The organism is Flavobacterium bizetiae (genome assembly GCF_902804475.1).
GTDB classification, from domain to species: Bacteria; Bacteroidota; Bacteroidia; order Flavobacteriales; family Flavobacteriaceae; genus Flavobacterium; species Flavobacterium bizetiae.
On sequence record NZ_CADCSU010000091.1, the window covers coordinates 1 to 17,344 of the forward strand.

Below are 17,344 nucleotides of genomic sequence, written 5' to 3' on the forward strand. Positions count from 1 at the left end.
AATTTTATATTTGAAAATTTCTTTTTTATTTACTTTAAGAAATAGCCCTTACAAAATCACAACTTTGTCAAAGTTTAAAACTTTGACAAAGCTATCGCACTGAAAACTGAGACCGAGACTGAGGCTAAAAAAACCGTTACTTCTTAAACTGCGTCAAAGCCTTTCTCGAAAAATCAGATAAAACTAATTTTCCTGTAATCGCAGCCCGTTCGATTAGTAAAGATTCCCAATGTTCAGTTCCTTCCCAAATAATTTTCTTCATTTCTTGCAAAGCTTCGGGATTATAAGAACTTAATTTTTGAGCAAAACTAGCGACTGCATTATCAAGATTTTCTGCAGTATGAATTTCAGAAAACAATTTATTATTTAATGCCCACTCGGCCGATTTCCATTCGTGCGCTGCCAAAGTCATTTCAGCCATTGCTGCTTTTCCTATTTTGCGGGAAACAGCCGGTTCGATCACAAACGGACCAATACCAATTGCCAATTCAGATAATTTTATTGCACTTTCGGGCGTCGCCAAAGCATAATCGCAAGCCGATATGATACCAACACCTCCGCCAACGGCTTTTCCCTGAACACGACCAATAATAAGTTTAGAACAATTGCGCATGGCATTTAGCAAATGAGCAAATCCTGAAAAAAATGCTGTTCCCTGAACTTCGTTTTCTACTTGTAAAAGCTCATCAAACGAAGCTCCGGAGCAAAAAACTTTGGTTCCTTCGCTTTGTAAAATAATAACCGAAACTGTTTCATTAAGACTTAAAGAATTAATTTCGGCAGTTAGGCGATCCAACAATTGTCTTGGAAAAGAATTACTCGCCGGATGGCCAAATTGTACTGTTGCAACTGCATTATTGAAAATAGTTTGTAAAGAACCGTTTTGATTTTCTAAACTCATAAAAATAGATTTGATCGTAAAGTTACAATTTTGACAACTATTTTTACCTGAACCCGATTTGAAATTTGTTTTTTGAAAATTAATTGACTTTATTTGCTATCGCTTTGAGGGATTAGTTCTTAAAGCTCACTAAAAAAGGGGGATTAGCTCATTTGGCTAGAGCGCTTGCCTGGCAGGCAAGAGGTGATCGGTTCGAATCCGATATTCTCCACAAAAAAATATCAAGTCTATAAATCCTAGTATTTATAGACTTTTTTTATTTCTACTACAACCTTTTCACTACAAAACTTGTTTCAATTAGGCCCGTTATTACAAAAGATAAAACTTAACTTCTTACGTTTCATTAAATTATCTTAATTTAACCTCTGTAACAATCCTTTAAACAATTCGTCTATATTTAACTATAAGCAACATAAAACACACAACCACTAACATAAACCAACAAACCGAATGAAAAATAAATTTTTAATCTCACTTTTATTTTTAACGACTTTAGCATTTGCTCAAAAAGCAACTTTTAAAATTAAATATTCTGAACAGTTGGCTGTTTTTGTTTTTCTACAAAATCTTTCCGAAAATTATCCTGAAAATGTTTTCAAAACCGAATTCCAAAAATCAAAATACAATACAGAGAAATTCAGAACAATCATTTCTAATTTCGACAAATTAAACATTTACTACAGTTATCCATTTGATGAATATCCGTTTGGGTCAAAAAAGACGATGCAGACAGAGGATCTCGTGAAAAAAAACCTCATCGAAACCAATAATCTAACAGAATTCAAGCTTCGCTCTATAGGTTTTATTCCTAGTAAAACCCTGAGTGACTTTGCCGAAAGTATTGTAGAGTTTACCCCAATTTACAACGAACTAATTTACAACCCCAATAAAGAAAAATTCGAAAAACAAGTTGAGGAAATCACAAAATATTCGAACGAACATACTATCGAAAACTATTTTCAAATAGGTTTGTTATTCTATAATTCGGGCTGGGACAATTCAATTCCTTTCGAAATAGCTTTTTATCCGCTGCCCAATTCGCAAGGTTTTACAGCACAAGCATTTTGCAACAATTTTATAAGCGCTGTACAAACCGACCTAAAATCGCATAAAGATTTGTTTAGCGTCATGCTACACGAAACCTACCACATTATTTACGACGAACAATCGCTTGCCGTAAAAACAGATATTGATCGCTATTTTAAAGAAAATAAATCAAAATGCAGTAATTATGCCTATCAACTTATGAATGAAGCCCTGGCAACAGCATTAGGAAACGGTTATGTATACGGAAAATTAGATGGCCAAATAGATTCCGGAGACTGGTATAATAAAAAATATATCAACCTGATGGCAAAGCAAATTTATCCATTGGTTACAGCATATATCGATCAAAAGAAACCTATGGACAAAAATTTCATTGACAACTATATCAGCCTTTATGAAACAAACTTTCCTGAATGGATCAATGAACTTAATAATATCATGAGTTATCGTTATGTTCTTACTGAAAACGCAGAAGATATAAATGCCATCAGAAAATTGTATCGTTATCGCTCCAGAACCGAAGAAGAATATGAAATTACAAAAAGCAGTATCGAAAAAATGAAAAAAACATCACTCACAAAAGTGATAATCATTTCAAAAAACAATTCCGAAAAAATAAAACTCTTAAAAAGCGAATTTACAGAACTAAAAAACTGGAAAGTCAATGCCAATCAGGAATTTGCAAACAAAATTCTGTTAGACGATAAAAGTCAGCTAATTGTATTGAATCAAAAAAACTCAACGATCGAAGAGCTCTTTAAATTAATAAAATAAACCTTTTATCGTTCACCCGCGTTATTATCAAAATCAGAATCTTCCTCTTCAGCTTTCTTAAAATCATTATTTAATAAATCTGTCAGCTTCTTTTTTTCTTTCTGATTCTTTTTTGTGGTAAACACGATTAAAACAATTACAACTGCAACTACAATTGCTATTATTATCCAATTGATTTCCATAACGCTAATTTTTTAATAAAGTTACTATTTTAAACGTACAGAATATTACCAAAAGGTTAAGCCTTAGCATTATAAAAATCAGGAGCAAAAGTTTTGTTTTCAAAACACCAATTGTCCCGCTGTACACTATATCTTTTTATTCGCAAAAAAAAGCGAATAAAAAGGATGCCGCTTCCATCGGGGCTAGATTAGAAGTTTTGTTTTTTGTCAGAAATCTTTTTTATATTTAAATTTTATAAAGGCCGTTTGTTTTAAGCCTTTTCAAATTTTCAAGCAATAAAACACCAAACATGCTCCAAAAAAACACAATGCTTAAAAACTTAAAAAAACCATTATCAATTGGTCTGCTATTTTTTATAAGTACCTTTTTAGAAATTTATTGGGCTGTTGGTCATTTTTCCGGAAAAATATCAAGTGGCAATCCCGACGCTTCTTTTTTTGACGATGCTTATCTAATGTCGCTGTTTACCACTATCTTTTTAACGATTGTATTTCTTTTTCTTGGCTTCATTAAGAACAAATATTTAAAAGTCACAATTCAATCCATAATATTAATCTCAGTTTGGTTTTTCTGGAATTATACCATTTTTGTAGATCGCGAATCATCCTGGAGCACCTATACTTTCAAAGAAGAACTTTACTATACCTTTTCCGTTTCAATTTTACCTATTTTGGTTTTAGCAGTTGCTGCAATTTTTTCTTTAAATTATATCTCAAAAAAGCTATGAACCAAAACAAAAAATCGAGGATCATTTTAAGAGTTTATCTCATCCTTAGCTCTCTCTTGGCCTTAGATTGTCTGCTCTATTTCAATAGACTTATTAGTTTACGAGGCTATTACAGCGACGTCGTTCTATATTGGTTGTGGTTTTTGACCAGCTTTGCAGTAATTGTGATATTTTGGAAAAAAATCATGGCAAAATTACTTTTAGGAGGAATTATATTAGCCATCATACTTAGCATCTTACCTCTAATGATGCCTTTTTATGCATGGATACTTTCGACTACATCATTAGGATTAATGATAGATAAAAATCTGAACGAAAAATACAGGGCACAAATTGTAAGCTATAGCGCAATGGCGCCACCATGGCTTGAAGTAATAGAAAAACATGGCCTTCTGGAAAAAAGAATATTAAAAAGCACCGATTATCAACTTATGAATGATAACTTAAATATAAAAATCAGAACAGCAAAAGACATCATTTTCAATCACGAAACCGACAGTACGTTAACTCTTACATTGTTTTACGGAGGTCCAAATAAAACCATTACCTTCAATAAAAATAACGGGGAAGTCTTAAAAATAAAAACAAACTAAACAAACCAAACAATATGACACTATTACTTCGCTGGTTACTACTACCTATAATAGCATTAATTGCATTATTGTTCTGGAAGGGAAGTCCGTTACTTATAAAATCGACTTTGTTAATAGTTCCGTTAGCCCTTATTATAAGTTGGTTTGCCCACGAAGGCGCATTTAACGGAAGCGGAGGATTAGCAAAAATGTACGGTTTATTAACCATAATCGCTTTTTTGATTTGCTACGAAATCGGAATGCTGATCAATCGTTTTTACCTCGCCAAAAAAAGCTTCGGCACCATGCACGACGATATATTACTTACTACAGGATTCGTTTTATTACTCGTATCGATCGTATTTTTTCTAATTGTAATTTCAAAATAAAACAATCTAAGAATCTCCATATTTTTTTAAACCAAAATTTTATTTATGAATTTTAAAGTATCTACACTACTTAGCATTTCCTTTCTTTTTCTATTATCCTGCAACAACAAAAAAGAAACCGAAACCAATAAAACCAATTTAACCAAAACGGCAGTTGCCCAAAACGATTCCGTTCAACCCGAAGAAGGTACAAGAAAAGAAAGCATCAATTTGTTTACGATTATCCCAAAAGACAGTAGCGATGTTGCTTTTGTTTCCCTTTCGGATATTTATCCTATAAACGACGAAAAAGACACGCTTGCTTTACCCAACATCGAAAAAATCGGAAAATACAATGCTGTATACTTCACCTTTGATAAAATTCACAGAAAAAGATTTTTAACTAAAACCAATATATCCGAAACCGATTCTGTTTTTATTATCGATTATGCTAAAAACAAACATATTTCTTTCGCAGTAAAAAATCTAAAAACCGCCGCAATGTTAGATGGTTATTCTTCCGCTGAAGATTGGCCGTACCAACAATACGATTTTATGATTGGGTTTGAAATCAGAAAGAAACATTTAAACGGATTCAGCGAATATTATAGAGATGCCTTAGTATATGTAGGCAAAGAAAATCCGTTTTCAAAAGAACCTCTAAAAGCAATTGCCTGGAAAAAAATTGCCCAAAAAGATTATCCTTCAAAAGCAATAAAAAATCAAGATCGTATATTGCTAAAAGGCAAAGTTGCCGGCAATACCTACTCCTACAAGACCGAAAGCTATCAGTATTTTTTACAAGACTACCTCGAAAGCAATAAAACAATTTATGGCAGACGCCTTTTGGTTGTCGATTCTAAAACGAAAGATATTATCATCGAAAAGCTTTACACCCAAAGCGAAGGCACCTCTCCTGCTCCGTTAAATTATGAAGAAGGCGACGATGCCATTAACCAATGGACTGGGAAACTTTTTAAAAATAAACCTCAGGTAATTTTTGGTTTCGAATACATGTCTTTCGGTTGCCCTGGTATTTCAATTATTGACAAATCGAACGAAGAGATTTTTCTACAATGCGATAACCGACATTAAATCAATAATCTAAATAATCAGGAGCAGAAGTAATGTTTTCAAAAAGACCATTTGTCCCGCTCTCAGCTATATCTTTTTATCCGCAAAAAAAGCGGATAAAAAGGATACCGCTTCCATCGGGGCTAGATTAGAAGTTTTAGTTTTTATAAGAGCTATTTTTATTATTGGATAATTTTTTAAAAATATTTCTATCAAAATTTTAGTAATTTTTATCAATCTAAGAAAAATCAAATGAAATTTTTCAAAAAGAAGAAAAACAAAGAAGAAGATAATTTTAATGACTTTCCGCCAATTGGAGGACTTATGGTATCGAAAATGGTTGTCGATAAAAACATTAAACCCGGATTCTTATATCGCGAAAAAAGGACACGACCCGAAGATAGCGGCTGGAGGATTTTTACAGGATTTGAATCTCCAGAATACAATGATGATCCTGAAAACATCGGCATCTACAATCCTTCAACCATTCTAAAAATAGATCCTTCACTTAAGGATATTTTATTAAAAGGAGTTGGTTCTGTTTACGAAAGAGAAAAAGATGATTCTGAATGGTACAAAGTTACTGATTTTGAACTGGAAGATGATTATATGACCACTCATAGACTTACTGAAGATTGGACAATTGAGATCAACAACCTCTTTGAAAGAACAATTGAAGAAGATGGGACCTTATATTATACTACAGGAGACAAATCTATTAGATTAATCATATGGAATTCAGAGAAAAACAAAGAAGAACTTTATGAAGAACAGAAACAAGACATTGAAAATAGAGATCAGACAAAATCTAAAACACTAGACAAATTTGAGTTTTCTGATAATAAAGCTTCAAGAATAGGTTATATAATAGAAGAAAATAATGAACGAAAAACATATTTTGTCCTTTTTGGCTTCTCTATAATCGACAAAGAAGTAATTCAGTCCGCTTTCTATTTTGATGAAAAAGCAGATTTTGACTGGGCATTAAATACTTGGAAAAACATTAAATTACTTCCATCGAGTCTAAAATAGTAGTTTTAGTTTTTATAAACGCTCTTGGTTCAGGCTAAAAAGAAAGTTGAGTATTTAGAAAAAATATTAAAAGATAAATAGTTTCAAATTAATATTTGAAATAAAATTAAAATAAGCCATTCTAAACAGAGTGGCTTTTTTTGATTTGATAGAATAGTCGTTTTAAAAACACTACTTATTTTATTAACGCCCCAAAACTGTAGGCTTTTTAGACTTAAGATAAATCAAATCAGGTTTGCTGTCCCAGGAAATTACAAGGCTATCTTTTGCTGCTTTTTTAATGATACCCAAATACCATTTAGTACGGGAATAATGTACCCAAAGAGAATCGTTTTTGTAACTACAGTCATAAACTTTACCGTTGGTATCGTCTACAAAATAATCCGCATTGATTTCTATTTTCTTAAAATCGCCTTTTCCTCGGGATTCCCATTTACCGTAAGAATCAGCAATATTTAATGGTTCTTTTTTCTTTCCAAAAGTAAAATTAAAAGTTTCTCTTCTGGAGAATTCATTTAATTTCTTATTTTCAGTTTTATCAAAAAAGGTCTTTTTGTTATAGCTTTTTAGGAGTTTCCAATTACTATCTAAAACTGAAATTTTAAAATCTTTAGGAAAACCTACTACGGTGTCTTTATTATGCAAAGGCAATACTAAATATTGTTCAGCTCCTTTATCTAATACAATCGGATCTACAATATTATTTTTTTGTCGCAACAGCCATTCATCATTTATTTCCTTTACAATCCGTACCGAATCTGATGGATCATCAGCTAATTTATATTCTTCTCCGTGTTCACTAATAAAGTTTTTATGTTGGGCTAGAGCCATTTTAATCTCCTGATTTTTATAAAATGTAATTTCTTCTTCAGAAAATTTAAAATCTATTAGAAGCACTATTTTTTTATTACTTTCATTTTTGAGGTTCAAATGAACAAAATCATCTTCAAATCTATAAGGACCAGGTTTCTGAGTAGTAGCAATAAAAGAGAAACAAGAAAGGAGAAAAATTAATTTTAGAAAAACAGGATGAACTTTATATATAACAGATTCTTGCTTTAATAACCAAAATGAAACCAGAATACTTACCAAAGCGATATTATCTGAAAAATCTACAACGCGATATAAACCAAAAAAGTGGACAAAATCTTCTGAAAAAGGGCTTTTCCAGAAAACAAAAAATAAAGCAACAGCAATATGAATTTCTTTGATTCTTTTTGGAAAAAGGACACTCCAAAAAAACGAAAAAGCAAGAAGTCCTGCAAAATCAGATAATTTTCCGGTGAGGTAATTATGAAAGACCGTTTTTAATATCAGATCATTTAAAAAAAGAATAAATAACGAAACAAGAAAAACAGGATGCGCTAATCGATTTAACTTTTTTATCATATTGGGCATTATTGATTAATGGATATCTAAAAACCAGCATGGTCAAAAAATCAAATTTCAAGCCAACTATATTACATCTTAAAGTTTAATTTTATTTACATCAACCCAAATCTTAGTTTCTTAGCAACTTAGAACCTTAGCGACTTAAAAAAACTACTTCAACAAATACCCAAATCGTATCGATCCGTAAAAATAACCCGAATTCGTATTGGTTTCCGGATCCCTTAATTCTCTGCCTCGATAGATAAATGAATACGACATATTAAAATTGTTGTGTCTGTACTTTAAACCAAACTCAGCATTAAAACGAAGCGGTTCAAGATCGAAAGTTAACGGACTTGTATTGCTAAACATACTTCCCTGAATCGTCGCATCATAAAATTGATAGTTTACGCTTGGCATTGCATAAAAGTAAAATTCTCTGATATTGTATTGCGGCTGAAAACTTATCGAGGCATCATGCAAATTCGAATCGTAAATTGGAAGTAATTTTTTAAAACCTATTCTGGTTAGAAATCCTGTAGAAATTCCTGTAAAAATAGTCCCAAAATTCGCTTCTGACTGAAAATGAAGATCTATAAAATCATTGTGTTTTGACGGAAACATTTTTTTCGAATACATTACATGCGCCTGAACGGCAAAAGCATTATGCAATTGGTTTTCCCAGCCAAAAACTTCTTTATACCCAATAATGTGATGAAAACTTTCCTGAGTTTCTTTTCCTAAAGCATTCGGTCCCATGAAACCCAACTGAAAATCGGTTTTTAAAACAGATTCACTTTGATAAAAAAAGCTTCTACCCGCTTCGGCAAAAAGATATCCTGTAAAAGGGCGATCATTTATGGTAACCGCTTCTGCATTTATAAACCTCGGATTATAAATGTATTGCCCAATTCTGAATTCGGTTATTTTTTTATTGAATTTCTCGTTGTTATTCTTAGATAGAAAACGGTAAAAAAGCTCTAAACCATTGGTATAATACATATCATTTTTAGATGATGTGTACAAATCATTATCGGTTATAAAACCAATTTCTGCTGTTTTTGCCTGTCCAAAAGTCAAAGTCGACGCCAATATAAAAAGCGCAATAAATATCTTTTTATTTCGCATGATAGTTTATTTTCCCCACTGCACGCATTTCGCGTACAATTCTCTCTTTTCTTCTGTTAATATAACTAGAAGAACCTGTCGCTTTAAACTTTCTTGGGTTTGGTAATATTGCTGCAATTCCTGCGGCTTGCATTGGTGTTAAACTTGAGGCATCACGACGGTACCAATGTTCAGTTGCGGCATAAGCTCCGTAAACACCATCGCCCATTTCTATACTATTAAGATATACTTCCATGATACGTTCTTTGCCCCAGATTACTTCGATTAAAACAGTAAAATAAGCTTCGAGACCTTTACGGAAATAACTTTTTCCCTGCCATAAAAAGACATTTTTGGCGGTTTGTTGCGAGATTGTACTTCCACCACGAATTCGGCGGCCACGTTCGTTACTCTTATACGCTTTTTGAAGTGCTTTAAAATCGAAACCATTATGTTTTAAGAAAGTTCCGTCTTCACTGGCAATTACCGCTTTTTGTAAATTCATCGAGATTTTTTCAATTGGTTCCCAATCGTGATCAAAGAAAACTTCTTTACCATCTAATTTATTTTCGATGGCACGAATGAGCATCAAAGGCGTAAAAGGTACCGGAATATATTTAAAGAATACCACAGACGCGATCGAGATCCCGAAGAACCATAAACATAATTTAATAAAAAACCATTTTACTTTTTCACCAAAAGAGCGATTGCCTTTTTTTGGTGTTGTTTTAGGTTTTGGTTTGGTACCGGTTGATTTGTTTGCGGTTGTTGTTTTTGGTATCGGTTTTTTGGTTACTCCCATTATATTAAATCTGCTAATTCTGTTCCTATTAAACTCCCAATTGCGACACCCATTCCGCCTAAACGCACTCCACAAAACACGTTTTCAGACAATTGAGTCACAACAGGATTTTTACTATTTCCTATTCCCATAATGCCACTCCATCGATGGGCAATCTGGAAATCCTGATTTGGTAAAATTACATTTTTAAGTAAATCCTCCAATTTATTTTGCACAATTTTCGTCTGGCCAAATTCTATTGTGTTTTCGGTTTCAAAATCAAGGTTTCGGCCTCCGCCAAGTAAAATTCTGTCACCAACATTTCTGAAATAATAATAACCACGATCGAGATGAAAAGTACCTTTTATATCTAAATTCTGAATAGGTTCTGTAATTAAAACCTGCGCTCTCGCCGGTTGCACAGCGCCTTTTGTTATCGAATTCGCAAAACCATTCGTTGCAAAAAGTATTTTTTGAGATTTAAAACTAAAATTATTCAATACAATTTCGACCTGATTGCCTAAATCGGCATAGGACGTTACGGTTTGTTGGTTCAGGATTAAAATATTTTCAGAAATCGCTTTTTTTAGCAATTCCTGCATCATATTTCCGGTATCTATTTGTGCTTCAAACGGATTAAAGATTAAATACTCCTCAATATTCTCAAACCCAAATCTATCCACTTCTTTCGAAAAAACATCAGATTTAAAAAGTGGTTTTAAAATTTCATTGATAAACGGTAATTTCGAAATACATTCATTAAATCCGCTTTCATCTTCTTTCAGGAATAATTCATATCCGCCGTAAGGCTTAAAATCTATTGCAGAATCTCCCAAACTTTTTCGAAGCAATTGCAAACCTTTCCAACGTTTTTCGATGAGATTTATTACGTCTTCTTCTGAATGTGTTTTTAGATCTTCCAAAATTTCAGAAAGGCTTCCGAAACATGCAAACCCCGCATTCTTGGTACTGGCGCCTTGTGGCAGCATTCCTTTTTCTAACACCAGAATTTTCGCGCCAGGAAATCTTTCGCGTAAGCGTAATGCCGCATGCAAACCAACAATACCGCTGCCTACAATGGTATAATCAATATTTGTAAACCAGTTTTTTAATTCCCAATAGCTTAGTTCCATCTTTGTTTTAAAATAAATTCCAAATTTTAAATTCCAATTCAGGAAATAAATTTAAGACTTTGATTTTGATTTTAATCGCCACGAATTCACGAATTATTATTTTTTGAGAATCATTTACAATAAAAGTTCTTGAATTCGTGGCAGAATATTTCTTAAACCGTTTTGGAATTTGATTTTTTATATTGGAATTTAAAACGAAAACTTTAACAATAATTGGAATTTGGAATTTAAAAAATGGAATTTAAAAGTTGTATTTTTAGCCCCACGAATATTAGAATTTTATTATGAAAAAAGTATTATTTACAACCTTAATAATGATGAGTTTAAACGCTATCGGGCAGAACGTAATGTCGCCAGAATTGTTATGGAAACTAGGAAGAGTGAGTGCACTTGGACTTTCAAAAGATGCGAAAAATGTTGTTTTTAAGGTTTCGACTCCTTCGATCGAGGAAAACAAATCGTCTTCTAAATTTTACATTATCTCTGTAAATGGTGGAAATGCAACTGAAATTAAAGACACAAAAGAGATCCTGGCAGACAAAAATGTTTCGCCTGACGGAAAATTTTTAGTGTACAATGAAGAAGTAAAAATCGACAAGGTTTTAGGTAAAGATTTTTATCCGAAACTAGACAAATCTGATGCTCAAATTTATGATGGTTTAGATTATCGTCATTGGGATACCTGGAATGAGGGTAAATTTAACCACGTTTTTTATAAAGAAAATAAAGACGGTGCTAAAGGAATTGACATCCTGAAAGGTGAAAATTTCGATTCTCCGCAAAAACCTTTTGGTGGCGACGAAGATTATATCTGGTCTCCTGACGGAAAAAGCATTTTGTACGTTTGCAAGAAAAAAGCAGGAACACAATATGCAATTTCTACCAATACTGATATCTACGAGTACAATTTAGAAACTCAAAAAACAATAAACAGAACCGAAGGAAACTTGGGTTATGATACGGCTCCGCAATTTTCTCCAACAGGAAATTTAACGTGGTTACAAATGAAACGTGACGGTTATGAAGCGGATAAAAATGATATTATTGTTGAGTTTAAAGGTATCAAAACGAATTTAACAGCAAACTGGGACGGAACTGTAGATAATTTTATCTGGAGTAAAGATGGTAAAAACGTGTTTTTTGTTGCTGCAGTTGATGGTACAAAACAATTATTTACTGTAAACTTTCCTGGATTGACCAGAATTGCAATCACAGTTCGTCAGTTAACAAAAGGAGATTTTGATGTTAATGATTTAGTTGGTTTTGCTGGCGATGATATTATCGTGACAAGAAATGATATGAACCACGCTCCTGAAATTTATTCTTTTAATTTAAAGAAAAATAGCTGGAAACAATTGACGAATGTAAATACTGAAACGTACAAAACATTAGCGTTAAGTAAAACAGAGAAACGTTACGTTTCCACTACAGATGGTAAAAAAATGTTGGTTTGGGTAATTTTACCTCCAAATTTTGATGCTACAAAAAAATATCCAACTTTATTATTTTGTCAGGGAGGACCACAATCTCCGTTAACACAATCGTATTCTTTCCGTTGGAATTTCTCTTTAATGGCTGCGAAAGGTTATGTAGTAGTAGCTCCAAACCGTCGCGGAATGCCAGGACATGGTGTTGAATGGAACGAACAAATTAGTAAAGATTGGGGCGGACAAGTTATGGACGATTACTTATCTGCAATTGATGATGTATCTAAAGAAAACTATGTAGACAAATCTCGTGTAGGTTGCGTTGGTGCAAGTTACGGTGGATATTCTGTATTTTATTTAGCCGGAATTCATAAAAACCGTTTCAAAACTTTTATCGCTCACGATGGAGTTTTCAACACAGTAAGTATGTTAGGAACTACTGAAGAAGTTTTCTTTAACAACTGGGATTTTGGTGGTCCTTACTGGGAAAAAGACAATGCTGTAGCGCAAAAAGCTTACACTACTTTTAACCCTGCAACTTTGGTACAAAACTGGAATAAACCAATCTTAATCTTCCAGGGAGGAAAAGATTACCGTGTGCCAATCGGGCAAGGACAAGAAGCTTTTCAGGCTGCTCAATTAAGAGGAATCAAAAGTAGATTTGTGTATTTCCCTGATGAAAATCACTGGGTTTTACATCCGCAAAATGCTCAGGTTTGGCAAGGTGAATTTTTTAAATGGTTAGACGAGACACTTTAATCCGAACAATTTCAACATAAAAAATAGCCGTAGATTTATATAATCTGCGGCTATTTTGCTTTTTAGACCTTTTAATTATGTAAAATATTAGCATTAATTTGTATTTCTAAAACAGAAAATTTGAATAAATTGCAGCAATTTCCCGTCGCAAATCTTCCCAATCCCCACAATAACAATCTATGGAGAGCAAAAAAAGTTATACCGCACTCAAAGTTTTATTCAGTTATGTCGCATTACTGGCTTTGGTGGTTACTGTTGGATGGTTTTTATATTCTGAAAATCAGGTTTACAATAAATTAGAAAATAAAATTGCTTTCGAAAAAACGAAAATTCTTAGGGTAAGTAAATTGTTTTCGAATGTTTATAAAACGGAAAGTTTAGCCAGGAAAACAATTCAGAACAACTCTGAAGTAGATTTTAAAAATTACTTAATCGAAACTGATTCTTTAAAATCAAGAATCGATACTTTAAAACAAATCGTTACTACGCAATACCAAAAGACTTTATTGGATAGCGTAACTTATTTGCTGTCTGAAAAAACAAAGAATATCCAACAATTAAAAACAATAAAAAATAAGGCCGAGGATGAAGTTTCTGTAAATACGGCTATCGATGAAATTACCAAAATGGAGTTTAAGCTTAGAAAGTTAGAGCTTCAGGATTTTAATAAAAATCCCAATCAGTTAGGAAGTTATCAGCGAAATGTGCTTCAAAAATATGTTGATTATCTGAATCAGAATATTCCGGATGACAGCACGAATACATTGAGTAAAAAAGCTTCTGATTCGATTTTGGCCAATTCTAAAAAACTGTTGAGCAACGTAAAACTGAAGGCTGAAAAGAAGAAAGAATCGCTAAATTTTGAAGAAAATAAATTACTGAAAAACGAAATTGCCATTTCTGACCAACTTCGAAAAGTGCTTCGAATTATTGAAAGGGAAATTATCATCAACTCGATAAAAAACAATTCATTAAAAGAAAAATCCCTTAAAAAAGTCAACGAAATTGTCACCGTTTCGGCTATCGTTGGTTTGGTTTTAACGTTGTTTTTCTCGATTTTAATTGTGAGTGATTATTCAAAATCTCAGGTATATAAGAAACAACTCGAAATTGCGAATTTCAAAACTAAGAATTTACTGAAGAGCCGTGAACAATTAATTTCGACGGTAAGTCACGATTTAAAAACACCTTTGAGTACAATTGTAGGCTATTCTGAGCTTTTGGGCAATTCTGATGTCAATACAAAACAATCGTATTTCATAAAAAACATCAAAAATTCATCAGAGTATATTACGCAATTGGTTCAGGATTTACTGGACTTTTCTAAGATTGAAGCCGGAAAAATTACGATTGAAAAAGTTCCGTTTTTATTACCTGAAATTATCGATGAAGTTGCAAAAAGCATACAAACCGTTTACAAACATAAAAACATTGATCTTATTATTAATGTCGATGAAAAACTGAACACGAGAATTGTTGGTGATCCGTTTCGACTAAAACAAATTTTGAGTAACATTATCGGAAATGCCTATAAATTTACTGAAGAAGGTTTTATAAAAATAAGTGGCTACGTAACTGACAATGATAAGTTTTTTACGATTAGAATTGAAGATACCGGAATTGGAATCGAAAAAGGAAATCAGAAATTAGTTTTTGAGGAGTTTGCTCAGGCGAATGAAAACATAGAAAAAAAATATGGAGGAACTGGTCTTGGACTGTCTATTTGCCAAAAAATAATTTCGATTTTAGGCGGAGATTTAAAACTGGAAAGTACTTTTGGTAAAGGAAGTATCTTTGAAGTTGAGCTTCCGTTACAGTTTGATAATAGTACAAATTCAGTTCCCGAAGTCAAAAAACCGATTGTTCGTAATACCAAAAAACAAACTTTTATCGTTTTAGACGACGATATCAATCTTTTGAATTTGACTAGCGGGGTCTTAAGGCAGGAACAACATCAGGTTTTATCTTTTAATAGCGCCATAAAAGCTTTAGAAGCGGTTCAGAACACGAATTTTGATTTTATCATTACAGATATACAAATGCCGGAAATGGATGGTTTCGCGTTTTTGAAAAAATTAAAAAATTCAGGATATTCAACTTATAAAAACCAACCCGTAATTGCTTTAACCGGAAGAACCGATCTTGATGCAACTGTTTATAGCGAAGCAGGTTTTACAACCGTAATACAAAAACCTTATTCGCCTAAAATATTACTGGAGACCATTCATCTTATTTTAGAGAATGACACTTTGCCTAGTGTGGCAATTAACGAAAACGACGAACAAACGAGTTCTAAATTGTATTCTGTCGAAACCCTGAAAGAATTTTTAGGCAATGATACAACTGCATTAAAAGAAGTTTTGAAATCTTTTATCGAAAGTAGTTCTGAAAACCTGAATCTTTTAGAAAGCGCAATCATCGAAAAAAACACCGTCGAAATTAACTCGATCGCACATCGAATTGCGCCTATGTTCAAACAAATTCAGGCACGTGAGATTGGCGAAATTTTAAAAGTCTTAGAAAATAAGGATCTTGACACTTCTGATTTAGCCGATATTTTTAAAGTTTTGAAATCAAAAACAGATGTACTTTTTAAGGCTTTACAGGAAGAAATCGCTTAATCGATATTATAATGCTTTAATTTATTGTAAAGTGTTTTTCTGGTAATTTTAAGCAATTTTGCCGCTTCAGATTTATTATTTTGTGCTTTTGACAACGCGTGAATAATAGCTTCTTTTTCGTTTTCTGATAATGAGAAATCACCATTATTGGTTTGTTGCTTTTGAATTTGAAAAAATTCAACCGGCAGCACATCACTTTGTATAAAATCGCCCTGAGTTAAAAGCGTAGCACGTTTGACACAATTTTGAAGTTCACGTAAATTTCCAGGCCAATTGTAATTTTGAAAAATAGTCACTACTTCCGGCGAAAATCCTATGATATCTTTGTTCAATTGCTGATTGGCTTTTTCTAAAAAATAATCGGCAAAAACCATTAGATCTTCGTCTCTGTCTTTTAATGATGGAGACTGAATGGAGAATTCGTTGATTCTATGGTATAAATCTTCTCTAAAATCGCCATTTTTAACTGCTTCGCGCAAATCTTCGTTTGTAGCTGTTATGATGCGTATATCGACGTTAATTTCTTTATTACTCCCAACGGGTTTGATTTTACGTTCCTGAAGCGCTCTTAATAGCTGTATTTGATTTTCATATGAAAGATTCCCAATTTCATCTAAAAAAAGAGTTCCTCCGTTAGCGGCTTCAAAATACCCCATTTTATCGCTAATGGCTCCTGTAAAAGATCCTTTTAAGTGTCCAAAGAATTCACTCGCTGCCAATTCTTTTGGAATAGCTCCGCAATCGACCGCAATGAAATTATTATTTTTTCTTAAGCTTTGCTGATGAATACTTTTGGCAATGATTTCTTTTCCGGTTCCGCTTTCTCCAATAATTAAAACCGACATATCTGTTGGACTTACCAAATGAATATGATCTAATAATTTTTTGGATGCAACCGAAATTCCTTTTACAAACTCATTTTCAGTATTTGCAGCTGGCTTTTTTGTCGCTTTTTTTTCTTTTATCGGAGTTTCCTCTTCTTCTGCTTCTGAAGATTTTAAAGCATTGGTAATAACCAATAAAACTTCATCTGGATTAAAAGGTTTTGAAATATAATCTGCAGCACCATTTTTTATAGCTTTCACCGCAGTATTTACATCTGAATATCCTGTCATAAGAATTACAGGAATTTCAGGATAAGCTGTTTTAAATTCAGTCATTAGCCCAATACCGTCAGAATCAGGCAAGCGAAGATCTGTCAAAATTAAATCGAATGATTCTTTTTTGATTGCTAATCTTGCTTCCGCAGCAGAGAAAGCAATGGTTACTTCGTATGCTTTTTTTACCAGAAATTTTTCTAATAATTTGCAAAACGAAATATCATCTTCTATGAGTAATATCTTTGGCATTTGTTTTTAGGGACTTTTTTGCTAAAATAAGACTATTAAAATTGTCTTTTCACAAAATTATGCAAAAAAAAAGAGATTGCGTATCGCAATCTCTTTTTCACCAAAAACATAAATCTAA

The 17,344-nt window shown here is 32.8% G+C and carries 15 protein-coding genes and 1 tRNA gene; 9 read left to right on the forward strand and 7 right to left on the reverse strand.

The window, feature by feature from the left end:
• Positions 1-136 precede the first annotated feature (136 nt).
• Positions 137-901, reverse strand: a complete 765-nt coding sequence (locus FLACOL7796_RS11775) for an enoyl-CoA hydratase/isomerase family protein (RefSeq protein WP_173970979.1) — start codon at positions 899-901, stop codon at positions 137-139.
• Between the two features lie 137 nt (positions 902-1,038).
• On the opposite strand from FLACOL7796_RS11775, the gene FLACOL7796_RS11780 reads away from it, so the two are divergent.
• Both FLACOL7796_RS11780 and FLACOL7796_RS11785 read left to right on the forward strand, forming a co-directional pair.
• Positions 1,039-1,112: transfer RNA gene (locus FLACOL7796_RS11780), tRNA-Ala, on the forward strand.
• A gap of 239 nt (positions 1,113-1,351) precedes the next feature.
• A complete protein-coding gene (locus FLACOL7796_RS11785; RefSeq protein WP_173970980.1) occupies positions 1,352-2,722 on the forward strand; it encodes a hypothetical protein in 1,371 nt (456 codons plus the stop codon).
• A 5-nt stretch (positions 2,723-2,727) separates the two neighbouring features.
• On the opposite strand, the gene FLACOL7796_RS11790 is transcribed toward FLACOL7796_RS11785, so the two are convergent.
• The gene (locus FLACOL7796_RS11790) at positions 2,728-2,904 is read right to left on the reverse strand and encodes a hypothetical protein (RefSeq protein WP_173970981.1); all 177 of its coding nucleotides are present in this window, start codon (positions 2,902-2,904) and stop codon (positions 2,728-2,730) included.
• 290 nt (positions 2,905-3,194) lie between these two features.
• Between FLACOL7796_RS11790 and FLACOL7796_RS11795 the strand changes: the two genes are divergently transcribed.
• From FLACOL7796_RS11795 to FLACOL7796_RS11815, 5 genes are all read left to right on the forward strand, one after another.
• Complete coding sequence (locus tag FLACOL7796_RS11795; protein WP_173970982.1) at positions 3,195-3,632, forward strand: hypothetical protein; 438 nt, start codon at positions 3,195-3,197, stop codon at positions 3,630-3,632.
• A 185-nt stretch (positions 3,633-3,817) separates the two neighbouring features.
• Complete coding sequence (locus FLACOL7796_RS11800; protein ID WP_232067364.1) at positions 3,818-4,225, forward strand: hypothetical protein; 408 nt, start codon at positions 3,818-3,820, stop codon at positions 4,223-4,225.
• 14 nt (positions 4,226-4,239) lie between these two features.
• Positions 4,240-4,593, forward strand: coding sequence for a hypothetical protein (locus FLACOL7796_RS11805; RefSeq protein WP_173970984.1), 354 nt, complete (start codon positions 4,240-4,242; stop codon positions 4,591-4,593).
• Between the two features lie 45 nt (positions 4,594-4,638).
• A complete protein-coding gene (locus tag FLACOL7796_RS11810; protein WP_173970985.1) occupies positions 4,639-5,667 on the forward strand; it encodes an oxidoreductase in 1,029 nt (342 codons plus the stop codon).
• A 231-nt stretch (positions 5,668-5,898) separates the two neighbouring features.
• Complete coding sequence (locus FLACOL7796_RS11815; protein WP_173970986.1) at positions 5,899-6,678, forward strand: DUF2185 domain-containing protein; 780 nt, start codon at positions 5,899-5,901, stop codon at positions 6,676-6,678.
• Positions 6,679-6,861: 183 nt separating this feature from the next.
• Here FLACOL7796_RS11815 and FLACOL7796_RS11820 read toward each other — a convergent pair whose 3' ends face one another.
• The 4 genes from FLACOL7796_RS11820 to FLACOL7796_RS11835 form a co-directional block, all read right to left on the reverse strand.
• Positions 6,862-8,067 carry a hypothetical protein gene (locus tag FLACOL7796_RS11820; RefSeq protein WP_173970987.1) on the reverse strand — a complete coding sequence of 402 codons (1,206 nt, stop codon included), beginning with the start codon at positions 8,065-8,067 and terminating at the stop codon, positions 6,862-6,864.
• Positions 8,068-8,220: 153 nt separating this feature from the next.
• Complete coding sequence (locus FLACOL7796_RS11825) at positions 8,221-9,177, reverse strand: lipid A deacylase LpxR family protein (protein ID WP_173970988.1); 957 nt, start codon at positions 9,175-9,177, stop codon at positions 8,221-8,223.
• Complete coding sequence (gene mtgA, locus FLACOL7796_RS11830) at positions 9,167-9,958, reverse strand: monofunctional biosynthetic peptidoglycan transglycosylase (RefSeq protein ID WP_173970989.1); 792 nt, start codon at positions 9,956-9,958, stop codon at positions 9,167-9,169. The genes FLACOL7796_RS11825 and mtgA overlap by 11 nt, the downstream gene beginning before the upstream one ends.
• Positions 9,958-11,070 carry an NAD(P)/FAD-dependent oxidoreductase gene (locus tag FLACOL7796_RS11835; protein WP_173970990.1) on the reverse strand — a complete coding sequence of 371 codons (1,113 nt, stop codon included), beginning with the start codon at positions 11,068-11,070 and terminating at the stop codon, positions 9,958-9,960. The genes mtgA and FLACOL7796_RS11835 overlap by 1 nt, the downstream gene beginning before the upstream one ends.
• Positions 11,071-11,354: 284 nt before the next feature.
• On the opposite strand from FLACOL7796_RS11835, the gene FLACOL7796_RS11840 reads away from it, so the two are divergent.
• Entirely contained in the window at positions 11,355-13,256 is a 1,902-nt protein-coding gene (locus FLACOL7796_RS11840; protein ID WP_173970991.1) for a S9 family peptidase, read from the forward strand.
• Between the two features lie 179 nt (positions 13,257-13,435).
• Complete coding sequence (locus FLACOL7796_RS11845; protein WP_173970992.1) at positions 13,436-15,877, forward strand: ATP-binding protein; 2,442 nt, start codon at positions 13,436-13,438, stop codon at positions 15,875-15,877.
• Here FLACOL7796_RS11845 and FLACOL7796_RS11850 read toward each other — a convergent pair.
• The gene (locus FLACOL7796_RS11850) at positions 15,874-17,226 is read right to left on the reverse strand and encodes a sigma-54-dependent transcriptional regulator (RefSeq protein ID WP_173970993.1); all 1,353 of its coding nucleotides are present in this window, start codon (positions 17,224-17,226) and stop codon (positions 15,874-15,876) included. The two genes, FLACOL7796_RS11845 and FLACOL7796_RS11850, sit on opposite strands and share 4 nt — an antisense overlap.
• Positions 17,227-17,344 lie beyond the last annotated feature (118 nt).